17 protein-coding genes are annotated in these 21182 nt (G+C 56.5%); 6 read left to right on the top strand and 11 right to left on the bottom strand.

Annotated elements, in window-relative coordinates:
* The first annotated feature begins 5 nt into the window (after positions 1 to 5).
* Genes GOX45_RS16040 through GOX45_RS16025 form a run of 4 tightly spaced genes read left to right on the top strand, consistent with a single transcriptional unit; the run spans position 6 to position 3762 of the window.
* On the top strand, positions 6 to 752 hold the full coding sequence (locus tag GOX45_RS16040; protein WP_171102173.1) for a polysaccharide deacetylase family protein: 747 nt from the start codon (positions 6 to 8) through the stop codon (positions 750 to 752).
* Complete coding sequence (locus GOX45_RS16035) at positions 749 to 1504, top strand: methyltransferase domain-containing protein (RefSeq protein ID WP_171102172.1); 756 nt, start codon at positions 749 to 751, stop codon at positions 1502 to 1504. Before GOX45_RS16040 ends, GOX45_RS16035 begins: the two co-directional genes overlap by 4 nt.
* Positions 1501 to 3039: a polysaccharide pyruvyl transferase family protein gene (locus tag GOX45_RS16030; protein ID WP_171102171.1), complete on the top strand. Its 1539-nt coding sequence runs from the start codon at positions 1501 to 1503 to the stop codon at positions 3037 to 3039. Before GOX45_RS16035 ends, GOX45_RS16030 begins: the two co-directional genes overlap by 4 nt.
* A 12-nt stretch (positions 3040 to 3051) precedes the next feature.
* On the top strand, positions 3052 to 3762 hold the full coding sequence (locus tag GOX45_RS16025; RefSeq protein WP_171102170.1) for a methyltransferase domain-containing protein: 711 nt from the start codon (positions 3052 to 3054) through the stop codon (positions 3760 to 3762).
* A gap of 10 nt (positions 3763 to 3772) precedes the next feature.
* Here GOX45_RS16025 and GOX45_RS16020 read toward each other — a convergent pair whose 3' ends face one another.
* The 3 genes from GOX45_RS16020 to GOX45_RS16010 all read right to left on the bottom strand — a co-directional run bounded on the left by GOX45_RS16020 (position 3773) and on the right by GOX45_RS16010 (position 8333).
* A complete protein-coding gene (locus GOX45_RS16020) occupies positions 3773 to 5284 on the bottom strand; it encodes a PepSY domain-containing protein (protein WP_217350499.1) in 1512 nt (503 codons plus the stop codon).
* Positions 5285 to 5380: 96 nt separating this feature from the next.
* Complete coding sequence (locus tag GOX45_RS16015) at positions 5381 to 6853, bottom strand: oligosaccharide flippase family protein (protein WP_171102168.1); 1473 nt, start codon at positions 6851 to 6853, stop codon at positions 5381 to 5383.
* The gene (locus tag GOX45_RS16010) at positions 6840 to 8333 is read right to left on the bottom strand and encodes a glycosyltransferase family 39 protein (RefSeq protein WP_171102167.1); all 1494 of its coding nucleotides are present in this window, start codon (positions 8331 to 8333) and stop codon (positions 6840 to 6842) included. The genes GOX45_RS16015 and GOX45_RS16010 overlap by 14 nt, the downstream gene beginning before the upstream one ends.
* Before the next feature lie 191 nt (positions 8334 to 8524).
* Here GOX45_RS16010 and GOX45_RS16005 point away from each other — a divergent pair, with 191 nt between their 5' ends.
* The gene (locus GOX45_RS16005; RefSeq protein ID WP_171102166.1) at positions 8525 to 9949 is read left to right on the top strand and encodes a hypothetical protein; all 1425 of its coding nucleotides are present in this window, start codon (positions 8525 to 8527) and stop codon (positions 9947 to 9949) included.
* A 3-nt stretch (positions 9950 to 9952) separates the two neighbouring features.
* Here GOX45_RS16005 and GOX45_RS16000 read toward each other — a convergent pair whose 3' ends face one another.
* A complete protein-coding gene (locus GOX45_RS16000; RefSeq protein ID WP_171102165.1) occupies positions 9953 to 11797 on the bottom strand; it encodes a DUF6798 domain-containing protein in 1845 nt (614 codons plus the stop codon).
* Between the two features lie 237 nt (positions 11798 to 12034).
* On the opposite strand from GOX45_RS16000, the gene GOX45_RS15995 reads away from it, so the two are divergent.
* Entirely contained in the window at positions 12035 to 12985 is a 951-nt protein-coding gene (locus GOX45_RS15995; protein WP_171102164.1) for a glycosyltransferase family 2 protein, read from the top strand.
* Here GOX45_RS15995 and GOX45_RS15990 read toward each other — a convergent pair.
* From GOX45_RS15990 to GOX45_RS15960, 7 genes are all read right to left on the bottom strand, one after another.
* A complete protein-coding gene (locus GOX45_RS15990) occupies positions 12982 to 13374 on the bottom strand; it encodes a GtrA family protein (protein WP_171102163.1) in 393 nt (130 codons plus the stop codon). The genes GOX45_RS15995 and GOX45_RS15990 overlap by 4 nt on opposite strands.
* Entirely contained in the window at positions 13364 to 14281 is a 918-nt protein-coding gene (locus GOX45_RS15985; RefSeq protein ID WP_171102162.1) for an NAD(P)-dependent oxidoreductase, read from the bottom strand. Before GOX45_RS15985 ends, GOX45_RS15990 begins: the two co-directional genes overlap by 11 nt.
* Positions 14278 to 15519 (bottom strand): class I SAM-dependent methyltransferase, encoded by a 1242-nt coding sequence (locus GOX45_RS15980; RefSeq protein ID WP_171102161.1) that lies wholly within the window; start codon positions 15517 to 15519, stop codon positions 14278 to 14280. Before GOX45_RS15980 ends, GOX45_RS15985 begins: the two co-directional genes overlap by 4 nt.
* Positions 15519 to 16610, bottom strand: coding sequence for a CDP-glucose 4,6-dehydratase (gene rfbG / locus GOX45_RS15975; protein ID WP_171102250.1), 1092 nt, complete (start codon positions 16608 to 16610; stop codon positions 15519 to 15521). Before rfbG ends, GOX45_RS15980 begins: the two co-directional genes overlap by 1 nt.
* Before the next feature lie 2 nt (positions 16611 to 16612).
* Positions 16613 to 17386, bottom strand: coding sequence for a glucose-1-phosphate cytidylyltransferase (gene rfbF / locus GOX45_RS15970; RefSeq protein WP_171102160.1), 774 nt, complete (start codon positions 17384 to 17386; stop codon positions 16613 to 16615).
* Between the two features lie 294 nt (positions 17387 to 17680).
* On the bottom strand, positions 17681 to 19732 hold the full coding sequence (locus GOX45_RS15965; protein WP_171102159.1) for a radical SAM protein: 2052 nt from the start codon (positions 19730 to 19732) through the stop codon (positions 17681 to 17683).
* 71 nt (positions 19733 to 19803) lie between these two features.
* Positions 19804 to 21126: a Rieske 2Fe-2S domain-containing protein gene (locus GOX45_RS15960; RefSeq protein WP_171102158.1), complete on the bottom strand. Its 1323-nt coding sequence runs from the start codon at positions 21124 to 21126 to the stop codon at positions 19804 to 19806.
* Between the last annotated feature and the right edge of the window lie 56 nt (positions 21127 to 21182).

Genomic DNA, 21182 nt, shown 5'->3' with positions numbered 1-21182 from the left:
ACCCGGTGATCGATATTCTGATGTATCATTCGATTTCCGACGCGGGCGGGCCGACGTCGATTGCGCCGGATATCTTTGCGGCGCAGATGCAGGTTGTGGCCGATTCCGGCGTTGCGCTGATCACGCTGGATGATCTGGCGGATCATGCAAAGCTGCCTGCGCGGTCTTGCATTGTGACTTTCGATGACGGGTTCGAAGATTTCGCCAAAACCGCCTGGCCAACCATGGTCAAGCTGGGCGTTCCTGCCATTGTTTATCTGCCGACCGGATGTATGGGCGGTGCCGAGAACTGGCGCGGCTCCAATACGCCACCCCGCCCATTGATGAGCTGGGAAACGGTGCGTGATCTGGCCAGTGACGGCGTGCAGTTTGGCAGCCATACGGTGGCGCATCCCGATCTGGACGAGTTGGATGGGCCACAGTTGGAACAGGAACTGGTTCGATCCAAAGCGACGCTGGAAGACATGCTTGGCCGCCGAATCCGCCATTTCGCCCCGCCTTACGGGCGGGCACAGGCGCGCGTGCGAGCCCGGATCGCGCAGCATTATGATACCTCGGTCGGCACGAGACTGGGTTGTGCGGCAGCATCCGGCGACCTGCATGATCTGCCCCGGCTTGAGATGTTCTATTACCGCGACCCCAACCGCCTGCGCGCGCATCTGCGTGGACGCGGGCGCAGTTATCTGGGGTTGCGGCGGGGGTTGCGCGCAGTGCGAGACCTGAGTTCCAAACCCTGGGAGCGGACAACATGAGCGCGTTGCAATCCATTGCCCGCAAGGTGCTGCCGGAAAGCACGCGCCGCTGGATCACCGTTCAGCGTCAGAAACACCGCCTGCAATGGCCGCGCGCGGGATCCATCGATTTTGGTGACTTTGATCGGCTGGCCCCGGTGTCCAACATCTTTGGCTTTGATCGAGGTCAGGCCATTGACCGCTATTACATCGAGGCGTTTCTGCGCGAGAACCGCGCCGACATCACGGGCCGCTGCCTGGAGCTGGGTGACCCGGCCTATATCGAGAAATATGGCCAGAATGTCTCGCAAGCGGATGTGTTGCATTATGTCGAAGGCAACCCACAGGCCACCATTGTGGGAGATCTGACCAACGCGCCGCATATTCCCGACAACAGTTTTGACTGCATCATCTTCACGCAAACCATTCAGATGATCTATGAGCCGCGCGCCGCATTTCAGACTCTGTACCGGATTCTGAAACCGGGTGGCGTGGCTTTGATAACCTCAGCCGGAATCGCCAAGATCGGACGCCGCCTTGGGCGCGACGATTGGGGCGAATACTGGCACTTCACCGCTCAATCCCTAAACGCAATGGCCTTAGAATTCTGGGCCGAAGACGGGATCACCATTCACAGTTATGGAAATGTAATGACCGCATGTGCATTCCTTCAGGGCTTGGCCGCTGAGGAGCTTTTGCCCGCTCAACTGGATCACCGAGATGAGGATTTCGAAGTCATCGTAACCGCGCGATTGCAAAAGGAGGGTGCATGACAGAGATTATCCTGACGCCCGAGCAGATGCGCGGTGCACATGACTATCTTGGCGGTGACACAACCGTTCTGGGCCAGCTGTTTGAACAGGTCGCGCCCGGTCAGAACGTCAAGCTGCCCGTTACGCCTGAGACAGTGTTCTACATCGAGGGCATTTGGCGGCTGCTGGTCGACAAAGGGCTGAAGCCGTCCTTGATGCCCTCGGAAGGGTTGAACGCGCGGGAAGAGGAATTTGTCCACGACTTCAAACATTTCTTCCTGAAATCAGCCCCTCCAGGAGAGGCGAACCCGTCTTCGATGCTGTCGGATGCAATGGCTTTGTTGTGCCATGGCTCCATGGCGTTTTTGACGCTGGGCCCCGGCCCGGTGCCCGAGCGGCAGACCATGCCATCGGTGGTTCTGATTGGAGCCTATGGGGGCGAACATGTCGGAGATGCGGCCATTCTGGGCGGCGTTTTGCTGGGCCTGCATCATGACTACGGCACTGTCCACGCTACGATCATGAGCAAACGCCCCGAACACACGCGGCGCTTGGCATCAGCGCTGGATACTCCGGTTGAGGTGACCGTGGTGCCCTATGGGCATCGTGAAATTGGCAAGGAAATCGCGGTCAGCGATGGGCTTGTCTTTGCCGGTGGCCCGCTGATGGATCTGCCGCGCATGTTGGTGATGCATCTGAAAGCTGCTCGCCTTGCAGCAATCCATCAGGTTCCATTTGTGGTGCGCAATGTAGGCGTTGGACCGTTCAAACGCAAACTCTCTCGCTGGATTGCGCGGCAGATTGCCATGCATGCCGCTGTGTTCACAGTACGCACCAGCAAGGCCGCAAAAGCGCCCGAGCTTAAGGGGATCGACGTCAAGATCGGCCATGATCCGGCCTTTGATTATCTCAACAGCCGACCTGCTGACCTGGGCAAGCTGACGGCGCCCGAACAGCAATCGGTGGATCAGCTGCTGGACGGCACCAAAGGGCGGACGCTGATCGGCGTCAATATACGGCCCATTCGGCATGATTGGTCTGACCGTGGTGAGACATTTTCACGCGAGGCCGAAAAGCGGTGCTATGAGGAATGCAGCAAGGCGATGATCCAACTGGCGCAAACCAGCACCCAGCCGGTGACGTTTGTGTTTTTCCCGATGAACCCAATCCAGCTAGGCGCATCGGATCTGGAATCGGCCTTTATCCTGCATCAGATCGTAGAAGATCAGATTGATTTCCGGGTGCTTGAAGCTGACCCGGATGTGGATGGCGTGCTGTATCTGCTCCGCCGACTGGACGCGGCCATCGCAATGCGCTTCCATGGTTGTATCTTCTGCCTGTCGCAACAGATCCCCACTTTTGGGATCGATTACTACCCAGGTCAGGGTGGTAAGGTCGAACAACTGTTCACGGATAATGATCTGAGCGCGCGGGTTCGGATCATGGATCAAGTGCAGGCAGATTGGCTGCAAGACGGCCTGCATGCGGTGGTTCAGCAACTGAACGCATCACCGGAGCACAAGGATATGAAGCAAAGCGCCGAGGGTATTGTTTAGAGGAGACATGTTATGAGCGTTGGACAGAATATTACTGCGGGCAATGCAGATTGGACATTTGGCAACGACGTGCCCGACACGTTTGTGGACCACATCAAGGTTTCGGTCCCGCTTTATGAAAGCGGCCATGATCTGGTCTGTCAGCTATCTGATTATTTCGTGAAAAAGCAGGGTGTCGCCTATGAGATCGGCACCTCGACCGGAGAATTGCTGCGCAAACTGGCCGAACATAACAGCCATAAGCCTGATCTGCGCTGGATCGGTCTGGACGTCGAAGAGGCGATGATTGCAGCCGCGCGCAAACACTGCGCCGATATCCCCCAAATCGAGATCCTGAACGAAGACATCCGTTTGATGGAGCTGGAAAAGGCGGATCTGATTGTCAGCTATTATACGATGCAGTTCATCTCACCGCGCGACCGGCAAGCGGTCTTCGACAAGATCTATGAAACGCTAAATTGGGGCGGCGCCTTTATCATGTTCGAAAAAGTGCGCGGACCGGATGCGCGGTTTCAGGACATCGTCACGCAGCTTTACAACGACTTCAAGCTCAAGAACGGGTTCTCACCGGAAGAGATCATTGAAAAGTCGCGCTCGTTGAAAGGTGTGATGGAGCCGTTTTCCACCCAAGGCAATCTGGACCTGTTGGGCCGCGCCGGGTTCAAGGACATCATGAGCATTCAGAAATATATCTGTTTCGAAGGCTTCCTGGCGATCAAGTAAAGGTGTTCGGTCAAAAGACCGGGCGCCCAAGGGTCCATGTTAGTTTGGTGCCATCAGGCAGTTGCACCGTGACCGGATTGTCGCCGTCGTCTGCGATCATCTGGAACCGGGTCTGCTGCCAGTCGGGAACGGATTCAAGCTGCTTGGTCTCTGCAGCTTGACCGTTCAGCAGAATTTGTACCTCAGCCCCTTCATAATCGGCCAATCGCAACCGCAGATCCAGCGGTTCACCCGCGCGCAGTTTGCCTTTGGCGAACAGTCGGGCCGATCCATCAAGTTGCAGGGGCGCATCATAGGCGGGGACGCGCGCCCAGCGATCTGGTTTGAAGGCAAACCCATAGATACCGGCTCCCAGCCCCAGAACGATGCCCAAGGGCAACAACCATTTCAGGCGGACCATGCCTCGCCACACAAGCGTCGGTGCATTGGGGGTGGGACCATCCAGCGCGGTTGAGATCCGCCGCGCATAGACAAGCATTCCGAAGATGGCCAGCCCGGTCAGCATCACACCAAAAGCAAACCACAAGATGCGCGTTGCCATACCGCCCCATATGCCGAAATGCAGGCTATCTGCTGCTTCTCGCAGGCGGGTCATGGGGCCCAGCTCTTGCGCTGTGAACGCACCGAGTACTGCCATATTCGATGGATCCAATGTCACCTTGTTGGCCCGCCCGCGTACCAACCACGCGTCAGCCTGACCTTGCACAACGATGCTTTGCCCTGGGAATGACGGTAAGATCACCAGCTCAGGTTCCAAGGTTGGGATCTCATCCTGCGCTACGCTGACGGCTCGTAGCACATCAGCCCCATCAAAGCTTGAAGGCAGTGGTTGCTGGCGCTTTTCGATCGTTTCAGCTGCAGGATAATGATATGGTGTCAAGCTGAGCACCGCAGCAAAATAATACAAACTGGTCAGCGCCACGACGACAAGAAAAGGAAGTGACCACAGCGCTGTTAGTCGATGCATACCTCCCCAATAGGATCGCGCATTCATCTCCCGTTTCGGCCAGCGGAAAAAGCCGCGCCAAAACCTGCGGTAGCTTATTAGACCGGTGATAATCAAAATGATCATTATCGGTGCGGCCAATGTAACAACAAGAGTTCCGACCACGTGTCGAGTCAATAGGCTGTCGTGGAACGATCGGAGGATTTCTTTGAAGTCAAGCTTACCCGTAATGCCTTGAATTTCACCGGTTTGCGGGTTGGTCCACACCAGCGCCTTTTCTCCCCAAGGGGTCAGAATTGTGGTGTTATCCGCTACGAAGCCCGAAGCCTCACGCTCAATCCTCTCGATTCTGGCTTGCGGCCACTCGGTTCGGATATTGTCATAAATTGCAGCTACGGGCAGTGGTGCGCGCGGCGCATCCGTGCGGCGTGTACTATCAACCAATGCTTCGATTTCAGGTGCCAGAACCAGAACGGTGCCCGAGAGGAAAATGAGTGTCAGATACAGAACGATATTCAGACCAAACCATGTATGCAGCCAAAACAAAAAAGAACGAAAAGACTTGCGGTTGCTCATAATAGGTCCTGATAAACGCAGCTCGGCGCGCGCTTTAGTATATGCCCAATCCACGTTGAGTCTATGCCGCGACCCTGCGGCATATGTGCTTTGAACTTAGTCTGAGGCGCGCTCGGGTGGCTTGGCATAAGCAACGCGCACGAGGTCGGAAAACAGGGATTTTCTACGTACCAATCCGCACAGAACAAATACCACCAAACCGGCAAATCCGGCCTGAACCCCCGCACCAAGCGCGAACCACACAGTCAGCGCCGCCAGCGCCGCAAGGCCCGGTATTACGCTCGGACGGATCAGGGACATCGCTCCGATCTGACGGTTCACAGCAAACTGCGTAACGCAAGCGCTGGCAAAAACTGCGGCGAAAAAGCTTAGGGCGGCACCGACTGCGCCCAGATGAGGAATGCTTATTAGGGCTACGGTGATCAGGGCCAGCGCGCCTACGATCTCGGCGCGCAGCAGAAGCCTTTGTTTGCTCTTGGCAATCAGGGACCACCGCGCATGGCCGCTAAGCAACCGCAAGGGAAACACCCAGGACAGGCAGATCAAGACGGGGGCGGCCGTGGCGAAGGCCTCGCCAAACACAAGAGTCATGATCGGCGTGGCAAACAGCGTCAGGCTGAGTGCTACAAAAATACCTCCCCAGGCAATCACATGGATTGAGGACTGCATCATCCGTTCCCATCCGGCAAGGTCATTGTGCAGGCTGCGGGTGATCGCCGGGTATAGGTTGAAGTGATAGATAAAGCTGAGCACCAGCAGCGAGATCACCAACCGCTGAGCCGCACCAAGCCAGGCCGATTGTTCGGGCTCGGCCAGAACCGACAGCAGCATCATCGGCGCATAAAGCATGAAGGCCCAAAGCATGTTCGACAGACCAACCGCCGCTCCGGTTTTGAGGAAAGTCAGCGACTCGCGGATCGGCCAACCGGTTCGAAACGGCAGGCCCAGATAATACTGACCGGCAATGTAATAGACCGAAACCAGCAGCAACGTGGCGCATTCGATCCAGCCCACTGTTGCAATCGAGGTGCCCGGATGCACCAACAGAAACACGCCTGCGGCAAAGCCAAGCGAACGGATCGGGCGCGCCAGAGCCGCCAGATTCATATGTTCGAGCCCCTGAAACAGCCATTCCTGTTTCAAGGGCGCAAAAATCAGGCTGGCGATATAGATCCACAAGAGCGTCTGGCCCGTTGGTGTCAGATTGGCAAGCAGTGACAGCAAAAAGGCCGCGGGAATGACGAAAAGGGCCATGATAAACCGCACAACCGGGATCTGGCTGGCCAGAACACCGGCTTCTGCGGGCTTTACAGCCAGCGCCTTGACCCCGATAGGCCCGACACCGCATTCAATGACGATGGCCGCAAAGGCAGCAATCGATATAGCCAGCTCGATCGTTCCGTAATCTTCGGGGCTCAGCTGCCGTGCGAGATAGGCGAACGTGATGAACCCGACGACCATGCTCAGCGCCTGCCCTCCGGCCAACGACAACAGATCGCGCAGAAATTTGGGGCCCGATTGCGAGAAGAACTTGCCCAGCCAACTCGTCGGTTGATCACTCGGGGGCATTTGATTTCAACACGACGATACCGCCGCCCGCCAAGGTGCCGTGGAAATAGTCGGCTTCGGAGAAACTCTCCTCAATGGTGCTCAGGATATCTGCGTGCCTCCGTCGGGTCACAGATGGAAAGGTATAAACGATCCAGGTTTCCTGTTCGGGATCGTAAAGCGACTGAAACTCGGCCAGACTGTCCGCCCCGGCCCAATGCGGCGCAAAATAATCCCGGTATGGCGGCACGGTCAGGCCCAGAGCAATGACCTGAGCATCTGCGGCGCGGTGGGTTTCGACATAATCACGCGCGCCGGTGAAATCCTGTTTGGGATAGAGGTAGTTCTTGGGCAACAGAACCAGTGTCGACACGATACCCAACAGGGCCAGCCACCGCCCCGGATTGGCGATCGAAAGCCTCAGCTTGGTGGCCAACCAATCCCCCAGCCCGGTGGCGCCATGGATAAGGAACAGACAGATCAAACCAAGATCACCCAGAAAATACCTCGGCCAGACCCGGAACGACAAAGCGACCAGCAAAGCAATGGTCAACGCAATGTGCAGGACAAGCACCAGCGGCAAGACGGGCGCGGTTCGGTACAGCCGGACCATGGCAATGCTCATGACCGCAAGAGCCACCGGTAAAGCGGGCCCAAGGATCGGGCCAAGCCCGCGCACGATCTCGGCCAGAGTCCAAAGCGGGTTTTTCCATTGGGCGATGGACTCGGCCCGTACGGCATCTTCAGGCCCGGATTGTACGGCAGTGAATGTGGTGATCATCGAGTCGATCATGGGCAGGTAGATTGCGGCTGTCAGGGCAAGACCGAAAAGCGCACCGACCAAAGGCATCAGGATCGATCCGCGCGGGATCTCTTGCCCGCGCATCCGCATCAGCGCCAAGACCAAAATCCAGGTCAGCCCCAGCGCTGCAAAGTAGAACGCCGCCGACAGGTGGGTATACATGGCGCAGGCGAAGACAAAGCCAAAGCTCAGCCAGATGCGCCAGCTGGGCCTGCGCATCCCTTCCAGCACAAGCATCAAAGCAATGAGCCCTAGAAACAAAAGCCCGGTATAGCCGCGCGCGTTTTGTGAGAACCAGACATGGTGGTAAGACACGGCCATCAATGCTGTGGCCATCAAAGCCTCGGGCACGGGTACAACGCGGCGTGCCAGCAGCCAAAGCGCCCAAAGGCTGGCTACGCCCCACAAAACCGCAGGCAGCCTGAGGGCCCAGGCGCTTTCCCCGAACAGTCCGATTGAAGCTTTGCCTTGTAGTGTGAAGAAGACGTGGTTGTTCAGGCTGTCATATTGCGTGAACAATTGCGCCAGCGGCAGGCGGACGTAATCGACCAGCGTGTTGATCTCATCATACCATAGCGGGGCATCCAACCGCGCCAGACGCAAGGCCAGCCCAACCAACAGGATCCCCCCAAGGATCAGATATTCATTGCGCGAAATCGCAGGGGCCAGAGGCTGATCTGAGGAACGAAACCGGTTCATGGTACCAAAATAACAAACACTATCCTGCATTGGACTAACGGAAATCTTGGTCCAAAGCCAGCATCGTCATTGGACGTGCCCAGCTTGCGGCCAGTATGTCACGCAAGCGTCAATTGTTTCCGACTATTCGAACACGCGAGTGCGGTCTAAGGTGGGTGAGTATTTGGTGACTCAGTGATGTGAGGGCATTCATGTTCGGTTTATTCAAACGCGTTTGTTTATTTGTTTTCTGTGTTGCGGCTACGGGACAAGCGGCCCAGGCGCAGGACGCCACGATCCAGCTGTACCCCGATCAGAAATTCCAGACGATCAACGGCTGGGAGGTTCTGGCCCGTGGGTGGGAATACGACAAGGCCGCGGATCGGTTCGATGGCAGCTGGTATCAGGACAAGGCGCTGCATGATCGCATCATAGACGCGCTGGTGGAACAAGCTGGGATCAACCGCGTCCGGATCGAGATCCGGTCCGGCATGGAAAACCCGATTGACTATTGGGCTTTGTTTGAACGTGGTGAAATTGGCTATAAGAAGGTGAAAAGCCATTTTTATCATAAAGTTAACGACAATGGCGATCCCTTTAAGGCGCGAGCAGATGGGTTCCATTTCTCATATCTCGACTTTCAGATCGAAAACATCATCAAACCGATGCAAGAACGGCTGCAAGCACGGGGAGAAACGCTTTATATCAACCTCTGCGTGGTGGATTTCAAATGGGGTGGCGAAGAGCAGAGCAATTTCAAACTGGCAAGTAACCCGCAGGAATATGCAGAGCTTGTGACACAGGCGATGCTGCATCTGAAGAATACTCATGGGATTGTGCCGGACGCACTTGAGGTCATTCTGGAGCCAGAGAACACCAACGGCTGGCGCGGTTTTCATATCGGACGGGCCGGAGCAGCGGCGTCTGATCGTCTAAACCAGCATCAAATGGCGCCCGAACTGTTGTTGCCCTCGGTCCTTAATGCGCGCAATGCGGTACGCTATTTCGAGGCCGCGATAAGCGTTCCCGGCGTGGCCCCACGCACGGGCGCGATCACCTATCACCGCTATGCCGGGCGTCGGGCTTCGGTTATGGGCGATATCCGCAATGCAGCGGCGCGGCGAGGGATCCGCGTCGAGATGCTGGAATACACCAATGGCACGGTAGAGGATCTGATCCAGGACGTGACAGTTGCGCAAGCCAGCGCCTGGCAGCTTTTTTCGATTATCGCGCGGCATCCGCCCGCATCATCCGAGGTGGCGCGCAGCGTGCTGTTTTACGGCACGCCAGAGGATGGCAAGATCGGACTCTCGCATCAGGGGCGCAGTTTGGCGCAGTATTTCCGCTATGTCCGCCGGGGGGCCGAACGGATTGGTGCTGTCACAGATAACGGGGATTTCCTGGGCCTGGCCTTTGTAAACCCCGATTATGCGCTTTACCCCGGAGCGGTTGTGGTCATTCGCAGCCAGCGTGCGGGTGAGGTAGCTGTAAACGGCCTGCCCTACGGGCGTTATGGTGTCAGCTATTCTGGCGCGGGCGTGGTGACAGGCGAACTCCCACCGCTGACTGTTGAGGGGGCGCAAGCTACGTTATCGGTGCCGGCCAATTCTGTAGTGACGATTTATCCCGCGCCCTGACGCTCAAGACCCGTCCAAAGCGACCGCTTTGAACTGGTCGTTTTCGTATAGGACCGTCCCGTCCCATGGCGTATCTGCGTAAAGAACAGCGAAACTTGCACCCAACTGAGTGGCAGCCGGTATCCAATCGGTGTTTTCCCGATGGGCCCTACGCATTTCCCGCAAGGCACCAAAGCCGCGTTTGGTAAAGGGTCCGTAGAGCGCCTCTAGCCGGTTGCGCCAGTTCATCAGCCCCGCGTCGTCAAAAGGGATTGCGGTAAAGCTGACCAGAACGCCGCGATTGGCCAACAGCCTGAACCGTTCCTGATCAGGTGGCACAACCCAGATCGCGCCCTCGGGGCTGATTGTGCGGGCCTGACGGGCAATATCCGCTTCGGCATCGCGGTGATCGGACCAGCTAAAGGCCGTTTTTGCCAAGGGCCCGCTTGTCGATGATTTGGCCACCATGGCGAGGGCAAGAGGCAGGCCAATGCTGAGGATCACGGCCAGCATCACACTACCCCTAAAAGGTCGCAATAGAACCAGCGCCAAAAGGGCAAACGCCGCAACACCACGCAGTGTTTGCATCGGCACGCCATAGCGCCAGGCCAGCGCCACTGCGATCAGAACGCTGAAGCCCAACCCCAGCCAAATCACGATCTCAGCGCGGGTTTTCAAAAGCTTGCGCACTATCCAGACCGCAAGACAAACCAACAAAACCAGCGTCACCGCATAGGGCTGCGCGTCCGCGCTGGCCAGCAGCAGGATCAGCGCGCAGATCAGCGCCGTTGCTTGTTCTCGGGTATAAAGATCTCCGATCAGGCGGCCTAGCAACAGAAACCCGGCCCATTTCACCACCATGAGCATTCGAAACACTTGCGCCGTGGCCCATAGGCGGCTGTGATGAACATCTGTAAACCACAGGCTTGCCGCACATCCGACCAGCACCATCAGACAGACGAGCGCCAACATCAGGCTTTGCTTGCCCGGCAGGGCTCGGCGCGCGGCGAACCAGAGGAAAATGCAAGCTGTCAGGGTGACGAACAAACCGGCCTCGATCCACGAGCGGCGAAAGAATTCAGTGCCCAGATAGTGATGCGGCGCGCGGAAGCTGATCAGGATGTCAAAGAATTCTGCATCCGTCAGCTTTGCGCTGTCATGCCCACCCCCGGGCAGTGCCCAGAACACCACCATCAGAGCAACAAACACCGCCCCGGCCCCTACAATCGGCGCGACGCTGCGCAGACGGGTTTGGGTTGCAGGCGTCAACAGACCCACGATACCGGCGGCCAGAAAAGCCATCATGGCAATCTCGGTCCCGATCAAAGGATGCATCAGAGCGGCCGGTACAAAGGCGACAACTGAAAGCCAAACCCGTCCTGTGAACAGCAAAACCATCCCACCCAACGCCAGCGCGATGGCGACATTCGCGGGCTGAAAACTGTCAAAGCGCAAAAAGCCGGCCAGCCCCAGTGAGAAGCTGCCATTCGTGATCGCCAAAGCCGCGGACAATAGTGCTCCGGTGCTGCTGGCTCCCACCAGATTGCGCGCTCCTAGATAAGTGACCGCTCCTAGCACAAAGGCGAACAGACACATCAGGCTGTGTACGACGATGGGCAAAGGCATCAGGCTGACCAATGCGGCCATCGCTTTTGCGTAATAGATCCGCGGGCCAAATGCGGTGGCATGATCGGTATAGAAATCCCCGGCCATGGCCGAGGGATCAAGCAGTCGGGCGATGATCGGCAGTTGCTCGACCTGATTTCCGTGACCAAACAACGCGCCCACCAGAGGCAACAGTGATAGCATCGCCAAAAGCGATAGAATCTGGAATGGGCCGGGCTGTGGGGATTTGGGCTGCGCTGACATCTTACCTATAAGAACTTGTTCAAATCGCCGAACATGTTGGCACCCAATTCATACCTCAGCTTGCACGCCCAACCCAGAGCTTCGCGCGCATTGCGTTGATTTTCTGATCAATCCGCGAATGCGTGCCCTATTTGTTTCACCGCCGCGACGAATACCCTCCAAGCTTGGCGCACCTTGCGAAACCTGTTTATGCTGCACGCAGTTTCTGGGCCTGATTTGACGAGTAAGTTCATTGACATGAAGACAATTTCGATAGTCTCACCCGCCTATAACGAAGAAGAGAATGTAGAACGCTGCTACAGCGTAGTGCGTGATCTGTTCGAGGCCGAATTGCCCGGTTATAAGCGCGAGCATATCTTTGTCGACAACGCGTCCGAGGATGAAACGGTTGAAATCCTGCGGGGGCTTGCAGCCAAGGACCCGGCCGTCAAAGTAGTGGTCAATGCGCGAAACTTTGGTGTGTTCCGGTCGGTTTTCAATGGTTTAAAATACGCCAAAGGCGATGCGGTTCTGGTCATGCTGCCGGTTGATCTGCAAGATCCGCCCGAGTTATTGCCCGAATTCGTCAAGCTTTGGGAAAACGGATATGAGGTTGTAGCAGGCGCACGCACGGTGCGCGAAGAAAGCTTTGCCATGCGCTCGGTTCGCAAGGCGTTTTACTGGATCGTCAATCGTTTGTCGGATTTTGAGATCACGCAGAATGTGGGCGAGTTCCAGTTGCTGGATCGCAAGGTGATGGATGCGCTGATGGCGCATGAGGATCAATATCCCTACATTCGTGGCATGATCGCTTCGCTTGGGTTCAAGCGCATCATTGTCCCTTACGTCTGGAAAGAGCGTAAACGCGGCCTGTCCAAACACAATCTGCCGATGCTTGTAGATCAGGCGCTGAACGGCATTTTTTCGTTCACCCGCGCGCCCATGCGGTTTTGCACAATCGTGGGCCTGTTCATCTCGATCTTCTGTATCGCCTTCGCGCTTCTGAACGTGATCTTGTTCCTTCTGAACCCCGAACTTGCCCCCCGCGGGGTAACCACGATCATCACGGCGCTGTTTTTCCTGTCGGGCATACAGATGTTCTTTATCGGGATGCTTGGCGAATATGTGACCTCGATCCACAACCAGGTCCGTCGCGGGCCCATCGTGGTGGAACGCGAGCGGATCAATTTGGATGACGACGTCAGCTAGGCTTTGGTGAACGGGAACCGCCCGGTCAGAACTTTGCCAATCAGCAAAAAGGACAGCACTGCCGCTGCGGGCGCCATAATCGCTTGTGCCAGATAGGGCGACAGGCCGGTGCCCAGTGCAAGCTGCAAGCCAAACGCGTTAAACAGGTAGATCACGCCGTAACAGAGCGCATAGGCGGGGAACTTTTTGAACCCTTGTGCGCTTTCTGAAAAAACCAATTTGGCATGGGTGAAGAAGTTCCACAGTACGCCCAAGAAAAACGCCAGCGCCAGCGCCGGTTGCGGTGGCAGACCCAGAAACACCAAAGCGGCATAGATCAGGTAACCGACCAAAGTGTTAAGCAGTCCGACCAATACGAAATGCAAAAACCTGCGCGAGTCACTGCGCATCTTTGACATCCTTCGGCAGCAGATTTTGACGTTGCAGACAGTCCTTCAGACCGTCGCGCAGAGAATATCGCGGGCTCCACCCGATGCTGTTAAGCTTTGTCGTATCTGCGCAAATCACCTCCGGGTCCAAGACGGGCCGAGACCGTGCGCCGAGCCGGATCAGATCGGGACGGCCAAGCAGCGTAGCGGTTCCCATGATCAGGTCTTTCACTGGCTTAGCAGTGCCCGAGCCGATATTGACCGCACCGCCAAGCTGACTGTCCAGCACTGTGGCCAGAGCTTCGCCAAGATCACTTGCATAGAGAAAATCAAGTCGCTGTAGGCCATCGGTACAGTCAACGGGTTCTGCGTTTACAATACCTTGGGTGATATCGCTCAGCAAGCGGCCAGGGGCCTCATTCGGGCCGTAACAAAAGAAGATCCGTGCCCAGCTGAGGGTGAGGCCAAGGTCTTTTTGCGACGCAGTCAGCAGTTCTCCGGTATGGGCTTTGGCTTTTCCGTAAAGGCTGGCCGGAGCCAATGCGCTATCCTCGCGCAAAACACCCGTGTCGCCCAATGCCTCTGGCGACCAGTCATATTCGGCACAGCTGCCCGCACACAGCACGCGTTGGCCTCCCGATGCTGCGAACTGGCGCACCAGATCAATCGTGGCTGCCGCCCAATCCAGGTTTTCAGGCGCGTGCCAGCGGTCTTTGGGGTCGTCGTGCCAGGCCAGATGCATCAGATACGAGGCCTCTGCCGCGCGGATCGCATCCCGGCGCTGCGCCTCATCCAACAGATCAGCCTGAATATCGTTTCCCGCACCGCGCCCCAGGGTGACAGTCTGAAAGCCGCGCTGCTCCAGAGCCCGATGCGCATGGGGGCCGATCAAACCCCCTGCCCCCGTCATCAGGACGCGGGGTTTCATCGCGAGAAGATTTCCAGTGATGGGATCGGCACCACAAACTGCGTGCCCTGTTCGGCCAGATCACTCAGTTGCACAGCAATTTCATCGCGCAGGTTCCAAGGCAGGATCAGCACGAAATCGGGCCGCTCTTCGCGCAGGCGCTCAACCGGGCTGACCGGGATATGAGAGCCCGGCAGCAGTTTGTTCTGCTTGGCTGGGTTGCGATCGACACAATAGAGGATGTCGTCTGAGGTGATGCCGCAATAGTTCAGCAAGGTGTTGCCCTTGGCGGCTGCGCCATAGGCGGCAATGCTGCGCTTGCCCTGTTTGGCCGCACGCATGAAGGTCAACAGGTTCTGCCGGATCTCGCGGACCTTGTCATCGAACCCGTCATAGCCTTTGGGATTGTCCAGATTGGCCTGACGCTCTTTTTTGCGCATCCCTTCCACGATGGGCCGTTCGGTGCGGTCGGCCTCTTGCTGGCAGATATACAAACGTAGTGATCCGCCATGGGTGGGCAAAGTCTCAAGGTCGAAGACCCGCAGCCCGGCGGCAGCAAAGATTGTCTCAAGCGTAAGCAGGGACAGATATGTGTAGTGCTCGTGATAGATGGTATCGAACTGGACCTTTTCGATCAGGTTCAACAGATGCGGAAATTCAACCGTCCAAACGGCGTTGTCGTCCAGCAAAGTGGCGATACCACCGACAAAATCGTTGATGTCAGGCACATGCGCCAGCACGTTTGCCGAGGCCACCAATGACGGGCGCAACCCTTCGGCCACCAGTTGCTTGGCCAGGGCGCTGTCGAAATATTCGATCCGCGTTGGAACGCCCTTTTCGATGGCGGCGTTAGCGACCCCAGCTGCGGGTTCGATCCCCAGCACGGGAATGCCACGTTCCACAAAATATTGCAGCAAATAGCCATCATTCGACGCGATTTCGATGACCAGATCATCGCTGTCCAGCTTCAGCTGATTGGTGATAGTATCCACGTAATTGTGGCAATGGGCCAGCCAGCTTTCCGAGAAGCTGGAGAAATAGGCATAATCTTCGGAAAAGATATCCCCCGCCGGAACCGCATCTTCGACCTGAACCAGAAAGCACGTGTCACAAACGCGGACATGCAATTCATATTCCGGGCATTTGACCCCTGCATTTTCGGGTTTGACATACGAGTTGGCCAGCGGAGACATCCCCAGATCGACCAGAGTACGGGTCAACGGCGCGTGGCAATGGCGGCAAGTCGGGGACGTTTGCATTATACTTTCGAACCTCTGTTCTGGTAATCGTTAATCTGCGACAGGCAGAGCGCAGTGACGTCATCGCCCCGCGACCAGCCCGCGTACCAATCCGCAACCATGCGTATCGTTTCTTCAAAATTCAATTTGGGCGCCCAGCCGATCTGACGGGCGCGGCTGCTATCCAGCCGGAGCGTGGTGGATTCGTAAGGCGCATCCTCGGGCATATCGATCTCGATCCGCCCTTGCCCCAAGGCACTTGTCAAAGCGTGCGCCACATCGATGACTGGTCGCTCATCCGATTGATCCGGGCCGAAATTCCACCCGCTGTCATGCCCGTCATGCTGGGCATAAAGCCCTTCGGCCAGCATCAGATAACCGCGCAGAGGCTCCAACACGTGCTGCCATGGGCGCACGGCGTTGGGCGAGCGGATCTCGACTCGGCCTTCATCGCCCAGACATCCCCGAATGATGTCGGGGACCAAGCGATCTTCCGACCAATCCCCCCCGCCAATCACGTTACCCGCACGGGCCGAGGCGATCCGACAGGGATGGCCATCTTGCGCGTAGGGAGCAAAGAAACTGTGGCGCATCGCTTGCGTGGCCAATTCGGTACAACCTTTTGACCCTGAATAGGGGTCGAGGCCCCCCATCGGGTCGGTTTCGACAAAACTGCGACCGTCCTCGCGGTTCTCATAACATTTGTCCGAACTTACGATGACGCAGGCCTGCACAGTCTTTGCCGCTGCGATGGCCTCAAGCAAATGCACAGTGCCCATGACATTGGTGGCAAAGGTTCCGGCTGGGTCCTGATAAGACCGACGCACAAGGGACTGAGCGGCCAGATGCAAGACGATATCCGGCTTGGTGCCCTGTACGACATTGATCAAAGCGGATCTGTCTCGGATATCTATCTGGTGGTGCTCAACATCGCTCTGACCGCTCAAGTCCCACAGGTTGGGTGTGCTGTCAGGCAAAAGGCTGACGCCGGTGACCTCAGCCCCCATTTGAGCAAGCCACAGGGTCAGCCATGCGCCTTTGAAACCGGTATGTCCGGTCACCAGCACGCGTTTGCCTGTCCAGAAATTCGGGTTCACGTCGCGGGGTTGCATCGTCAGTCCCAGATCTTCCAGGGTGCCTTGCCGGAATCCCACAGTTCTTCAAGTTCTTCGCGTTCTCGGATCGTATCCATCGGTTGCCAAAACCCGGGATGGGCATAACCACGCAAATGGTCATCTTCGGCCAGTTTTTGCAACGGCCCCTGCTCCCAGATCGTGCGATCCCCTTCGAGATATTCACCCACTTCGGGCGACAGCACGAAGAACCCACCATTGATCAATCCGCCATCGCCAAGCGGTTTTTCCGAGAAATCCATGACTTTGTCACCTTGGGTGATCAATTGTCCAAAGCGGCGCGGTGGCGGAACGGCCGTCACGGTCGCGCGTTTGCCATGGGCTTTGTGAAACGCAATTAGGCTTGAGATGTCTACGTCACCAACACCGTCCCCATAGGTCAAGCAAAAGGCTTCCTCGTCCTTGAGCAAGGGCAGAACACGGCGCAGACGGCCCCCGGTCATGCTATTGGCGCCGGTGTCTATCATTGTGACCCGCCAAGGTTCGGATGCGCTGTGGCTAAGCTCTATCTCACCCGTCGACAGATCGACGGAGACGTCGGACATGTGCAGGACGTAATTGGCGAAATACTCTTTGATCACATAGCCTTTGTAACCAAGGCAAACGATGAAATCAGTGATGCCATGCGCGGCATAGATCTTCATGATGTGCCACAGGATGGGGCGGCCACCGATTTCGACCATGGGTTTGGGAATGCGCACGGTTTCCTCGGCAAGGCGAGTGCCCAGGCCACCGGCTAGAATGACGCATTTCATAAAAACCCTCTCTTACTTTTTAACACTTTAACCGGACCAAACCGTCACGTAATGGCCGCACCTTACCCCAACGTCGGATATGAGGAAATGACGAGCTGACCTGCCGGTGAAATTGGATCAAAATTTTTGACAATAGCTATGCGGATCGGAGTTTGTTGTGCGAAACGCAGGTAGAAAAGGCAAGGAAATCAGCACTTCAGAGCAATACCGAAACGTAGACCGAAGGCTTTGGCAAGCCTTCAGCTCCACTGCCTGCTGATTCTTTACTGGCCGCTGACGCCATCTCGGATCGCGTCAGTGAACCCTGTCGGAAACCCCGCTGCTCGCGGCTTCGGGCGTGATCACCATCCGACGGAAATCCCGCGCGAACATGGTCCGCGTGAACCGCCCCAGACCTGTCGGGTGCTCACCGAATGTTTCAAGGCGTGACAACAGCACCGATTTGATGCGCGGGTCGACCTGGGTGTCAAAGCCCATTTCCTGATCGAACCGGAACGCATCCAGCGGCGTGTCGAAATCACTGTTCTGCCAGGCCTCAATATCGTACCAGGTGGACCAGATCGGTGTATCCTCAAGGCTTTCTGCAAAAGGCACACTCAGCATGGTCGAGCGGTAATAGCTGATAATGCTGTAGAGCTGCGTCAGCGCATCACTATCGTTAGTCGGAAGCAGTTCGGCAATCGCACGATGCAGGAAGTCGAGCGCCTCTTCCACGATGATGAAACGGCCGATCATGGCGTATTTCGACAGAAGGTTACCACCCAGATCGCCCGAGATCAGAGCATCATAGTTCTCTTTGGCCCACTCCACACATTCGTCGCGGGTTTCGAACAGCTCTGACTGATTTTCGGTAAGGTAATCGTCGATCGCTTTCTGGAACCCTTCAGGCGCCTGATCCAAAAGCTCCTGCATTTTGCGGACCACCAGATAGGGGCGAATGCCCTGCGCGCGGCAGAACCGGAACGCCTCTTCGAAATTTCCTTCGTAATAGAAAATCGTCAGAAGCAGGTGGAACACGCGGGTGTCTAGATAATCCTGGAACGAGAAGCTTTCGCTTTCGACAACCATCTCTTCGGTTTCGACCACTGTATTGCCGGTATAACGGCCCAGGCAGCGGGCCACCACGCGGTGCCGGGTTTTGAAGCCAAACTTTTCGCGCGAGTCCGGGTTGGACAGAGGCGCGCCATGCAGCAGCATCAACTGATGCGCCGCAACGCGGCTGACACCGGTTTCTATCAACTGGTCCACCGCATCCATGAAGCTGGCCTTGGTTTCGCCGGGCATACACAGGATCAGTTCTCCATAGGATTGCATCCCTTTTGCATGCAGGTCCTGTTGAATTTCGGCATAAGTTTCCAGCTTGATATTGTCGCGTTTGATGTTCTTCAGCACGGTCGGGTTCAGAGATTGAACCGATGACGTCATCGGCAAGCGCCCACGGGCCTTGTTCATCACCTTGAGGATACGGTCACCGCGGTTTTTCCCTGTCGTGGTGCGGATGTATTTGGGCCAGTCATATTCATCCATCAGACTGCCCAGATAATCGGCAACCTCTTCATCCTGCACATACATTCCGAAATTGTCATCGGCGAAACAAAGCGGGCTGGATCGGTCTATCCGGCTGACCAGATAGTCCAGATCCGCCTTGGTGCGTTCAAACGAATGACGGAACACTTTCGAGTTGGATTTGACGGCCGAATTGCAGAAAGTACAGGTGAACGGGCAGCCACGCGCAAGCTGCATCAGGGCAAAAAGCCCGGTGTCAAAAAACTTGTCCATATAGCCCGCCAAATAGGGCGAGGGGATCTCATCCAGATCACGAATGCGGGGCACTTCGGCACCGCGCACCACTTCTCCGCTTGTACGGTCATACCACAGTGCACCGTCGATGGGTTCTGACTGCGCCGCTTTAAGGTCTTGATCGCAATCGATATAGCGCTGAACGGTATTGAGAAAGGCGCGCTCGCCTTCATATGTGGGGCCACGCACATGGATGTCGATCTGCGGCATGGTGCGGATCCAGTCATCCTGTTCATCATGGGTCAGCGGAAAGTTTGGTCCGCCCATCAGCGTGAGTGTCTCTGGCGCGCGGGCTTTGACGTAATGCGCAAATTCCTCGGCCAGACGGTGGTTCCAGGAATAGCTGGAAAAGCCCACGATATCCGGTATTCCACGATCAAGAGCATCCTTGAACTCCGACGGGTTGCGGAAGATCTCGACCGTTACCGGTGTTCGGCTTTTTGCGTAAGCCGTTACATATGTCGCCAGGTTACCAACCCCCAATGGGTAAGTATCCGAAGTTTCGGTGACCAGGTTATGTCCTAGGTCGGCCAAAAAAATTTTCATCTGCAATCCTCTCAATGAGTGGAAGCAGCAGGCAGCGTCTCGTGCCGTCTTTTTTGTTTTTTTATGCTAAATTATGAGGTGGCTGCCGCCTCCGTAAACTGTTCGATCTCACTATCCTCGTTTGTCTTGATTTCAGATTTTGGGTCAATGATGATGGTGTCGCCGTCGATATGGCAGGCGACGCGTTTCAGCTTTGGCAAAGTTTCGCAGGCGGATTTACCTGTCTTTGCCTTGAAGGGCAGGTTGTGCCAGGGGCACACCACAGTGTCGCCATCGACCCAGCCATTGGCTAGATCACCACCCGCATGGGGGCAGCGCCGTGTCAGCGCAACAACGTTGCCTTCGGACAGATGAGCCACGCAAAGCGCAGCAGATGCGCCACGTACCGTTCCCGGTGGCACCTCGGACAGGGGAACCTCAATACCGCGGTCGGTCTTTGTTCCGATGGCTTCGGCTGGATTTGGCTCGGGGTTTTCGGGCGCCATTGAGGGGATCAACTTGTTGCGCGCCCGCAGCGCAAGGCTGGTGACATAGCTGGATTGCAGCTTTGCCGGCCACTCTGCCAACGGGTTCAGCGCGCCAGAGCCGCTCCAGCCGGAATAGACGTAATTGTGGTGGTGCAGCTGCGGAAAGACCGGACGGTCGACAGACAGGCGGCAGGAAATGGCAAAGCGCGTTTCATTCGTGCGGTTCAGCTCGGATCCATGCACGTGATCGGTGTGGAAAATGACCACATCGCCGGGATGCAGGTCAAAGGTCCAGGTTTTGTGCAGCTTCTCACCATCAGAGATATTGCCGGAGGTTTCGAACTTGTATTCGCCAACGTAGTCATCGGGATAGATCGTCAACCCGTTGCCGGGTCGGATGCGGCCCATTGCAAACCAAAGGTTCATCCCGTTCGATGGACAATCCAGCCAGCTGTCGCGGTGCGGACCATGTGCCGCGATTTTGCCCTGACCATAGGTTTTGGCGAATTTGTTGAACTCGTCCTTATGGCTGCGGGCAATGTCATAAGGAATATGGAACCGCACATTGGGTGCGCGTTCGTAGAAGAAGGTTTCCACATCCGGGAAAGTGCCCTTCATGAAACGATCAAGAAAATCATGGGTCAGCGGCTCGATCTCGGCATAGACCGCGTCGGTCACCTTGGGGATATCAATCGGCGAGACCCATTCATGAATGCGGTGAAACCCGTCGCGTTCGGCGCGGTCTGCGGCTTCTTTGCCGACAGAAGCAGTGATCCCGCGGATCGTCGCTTCGTGCCACATGTCGTAGAGACCAAATGCCTGCAGGGCCTGACGGAAAACGTATACTTCGCCATCCAGGACCTTTTGCTGCATTCCCGACCGGTTCAGGCCTTCGCCCTGATCAAAACGCAGATCGTGGTACCCCATAACACTTTCACCTTTCAATGCACTCGAAATCGAATCAACCAAACGCCGCACCATCT

The organism is Ruegeria sp. HKCCD7255 (assembly GCF_013031565.1).
Taxonomy (GTDB): domain Bacteria; phylum Pseudomonadota; class Alphaproteobacteria; order Rhodobacterales; family Rhodobacteraceae; genus Ruegeria.
The sequence above is the reverse complement of the archived record's forward strand: the minus strand, read 5'-3'. Positions and strand labels throughout refer to the sequence as shown.

What these genes read in the sequence shown, in the direction of transcription:
- GOX45_RS16005 (WP_171102166.1), top strand. Translation starts at nt 8,525, where the DNA reads ATGTTCGGTTTATTCAAACGCGTTTGTTTATTTGTTTTCTGTGTTGCG.
- GOX45_RS15985 (WP_171102162.1), bottom strand. Translation starts at nt 14,281, where the DNA reads ATGAAACCCCGCGTCCTGATGACGGGGGCAGGGGGTTTGATCGGCCCC.
- GOX45_RS15995 (WP_171102164.1), top strand. Translation starts at nt 12,035, where the DNA reads ATGAAGACAATTTCGATAGTCTCACCCGCCTATAACGAAGAAGAGAAT.
- rfbG (WP_171102250.1), bottom strand. Translation starts at nt 16,610, where the DNA reads ATGCAACCCCGCGACGTGAACCCGAATTTCTGGACAGGCAAACGCGTG.
- GOX45_RS16015 (WP_171102168.1), bottom strand. Translation starts at nt 6,853, where the DNA reads ATGCCCCCGAGTGATCAACCGACGAGTTGGCTGGGCAAGTTCTTCTCG.
- GOX45_RS15980 (WP_171102161.1), bottom strand. Translation starts at nt 15,519, where the DNA reads ATGCAAACGTCCCCGACTTGCCGCCATTGCCACGCGCCGTTGACCCGT.
- GOX45_RS16030 (WP_171102171.1), top strand. Translation starts at nt 1,501, where the DNA reads ATGACAGAGATTATCCTGACGCCCGAGCAGATGCGCGGTGCACATGAC.
- GOX45_RS16010 (WP_171102167.1), bottom strand. Translation starts at nt 8,333, where the DNA reads ATGAACCGGTTTCGTTCCTCAGATCAGCCTCTGGCCCCTGCGATTTCG.
- GOX45_RS16025 (WP_171102170.1), top strand. Translation starts at nt 3,052, where the DNA reads ATGAGCGTTGGACAGAATATTACTGCGGGCAATGCAGATTGGACATTT.
- GOX45_RS16035 (WP_171102172.1), top strand. Translation starts at nt 749, where the DNA reads ATGAGCGCGTTGCAATCCATTGCCCGCAAGGTGCTGCCGGAAAGCACG.
- GOX45_RS15990 (WP_171102163.1), bottom strand. Translation starts at nt 13,374, where the DNA reads ATGCGCAGTGACTCGCGCAGGTTTTTGCATTTCGTATTGGTCGGACTG.
- GOX45_RS15965 (WP_171102159.1), bottom strand. Translation starts at nt 19,732, where the DNA reads ATGAAAATTTTTTTGGCCGACCTAGGACATAACCTGGTCACCGAAACT.
- GOX45_RS16000 (WP_171102165.1), bottom strand. Translation starts at nt 11,797, where the DNA reads ATGTCAGCGCAGCCCAAATCCCCACAGCCCGGCCCATTCCAGATTCTA.
- GOX45_RS15960 (WP_171102158.1), bottom strand. Translation starts at nt 21,126, where the DNA reads ATGGGGTACCACGATCTGCGTTTTGATCAGGGCGAAGGCCTGAACCGG.
- GOX45_RS16020 (WP_217350499.1), bottom strand. Translation starts at nt 5,284, where the DNA reads ATGAGCAACCGCAAGTCTTTTCGTTCTTTTTTGTTTTGGCTGCATACA.
- rfbF (WP_171102160.1), bottom strand. Translation starts at nt 17,386, where the DNA reads ATGAAATGCGTCATTCTAGCCGGTGGCCTGGGCACTCGCCTTGCCGAG.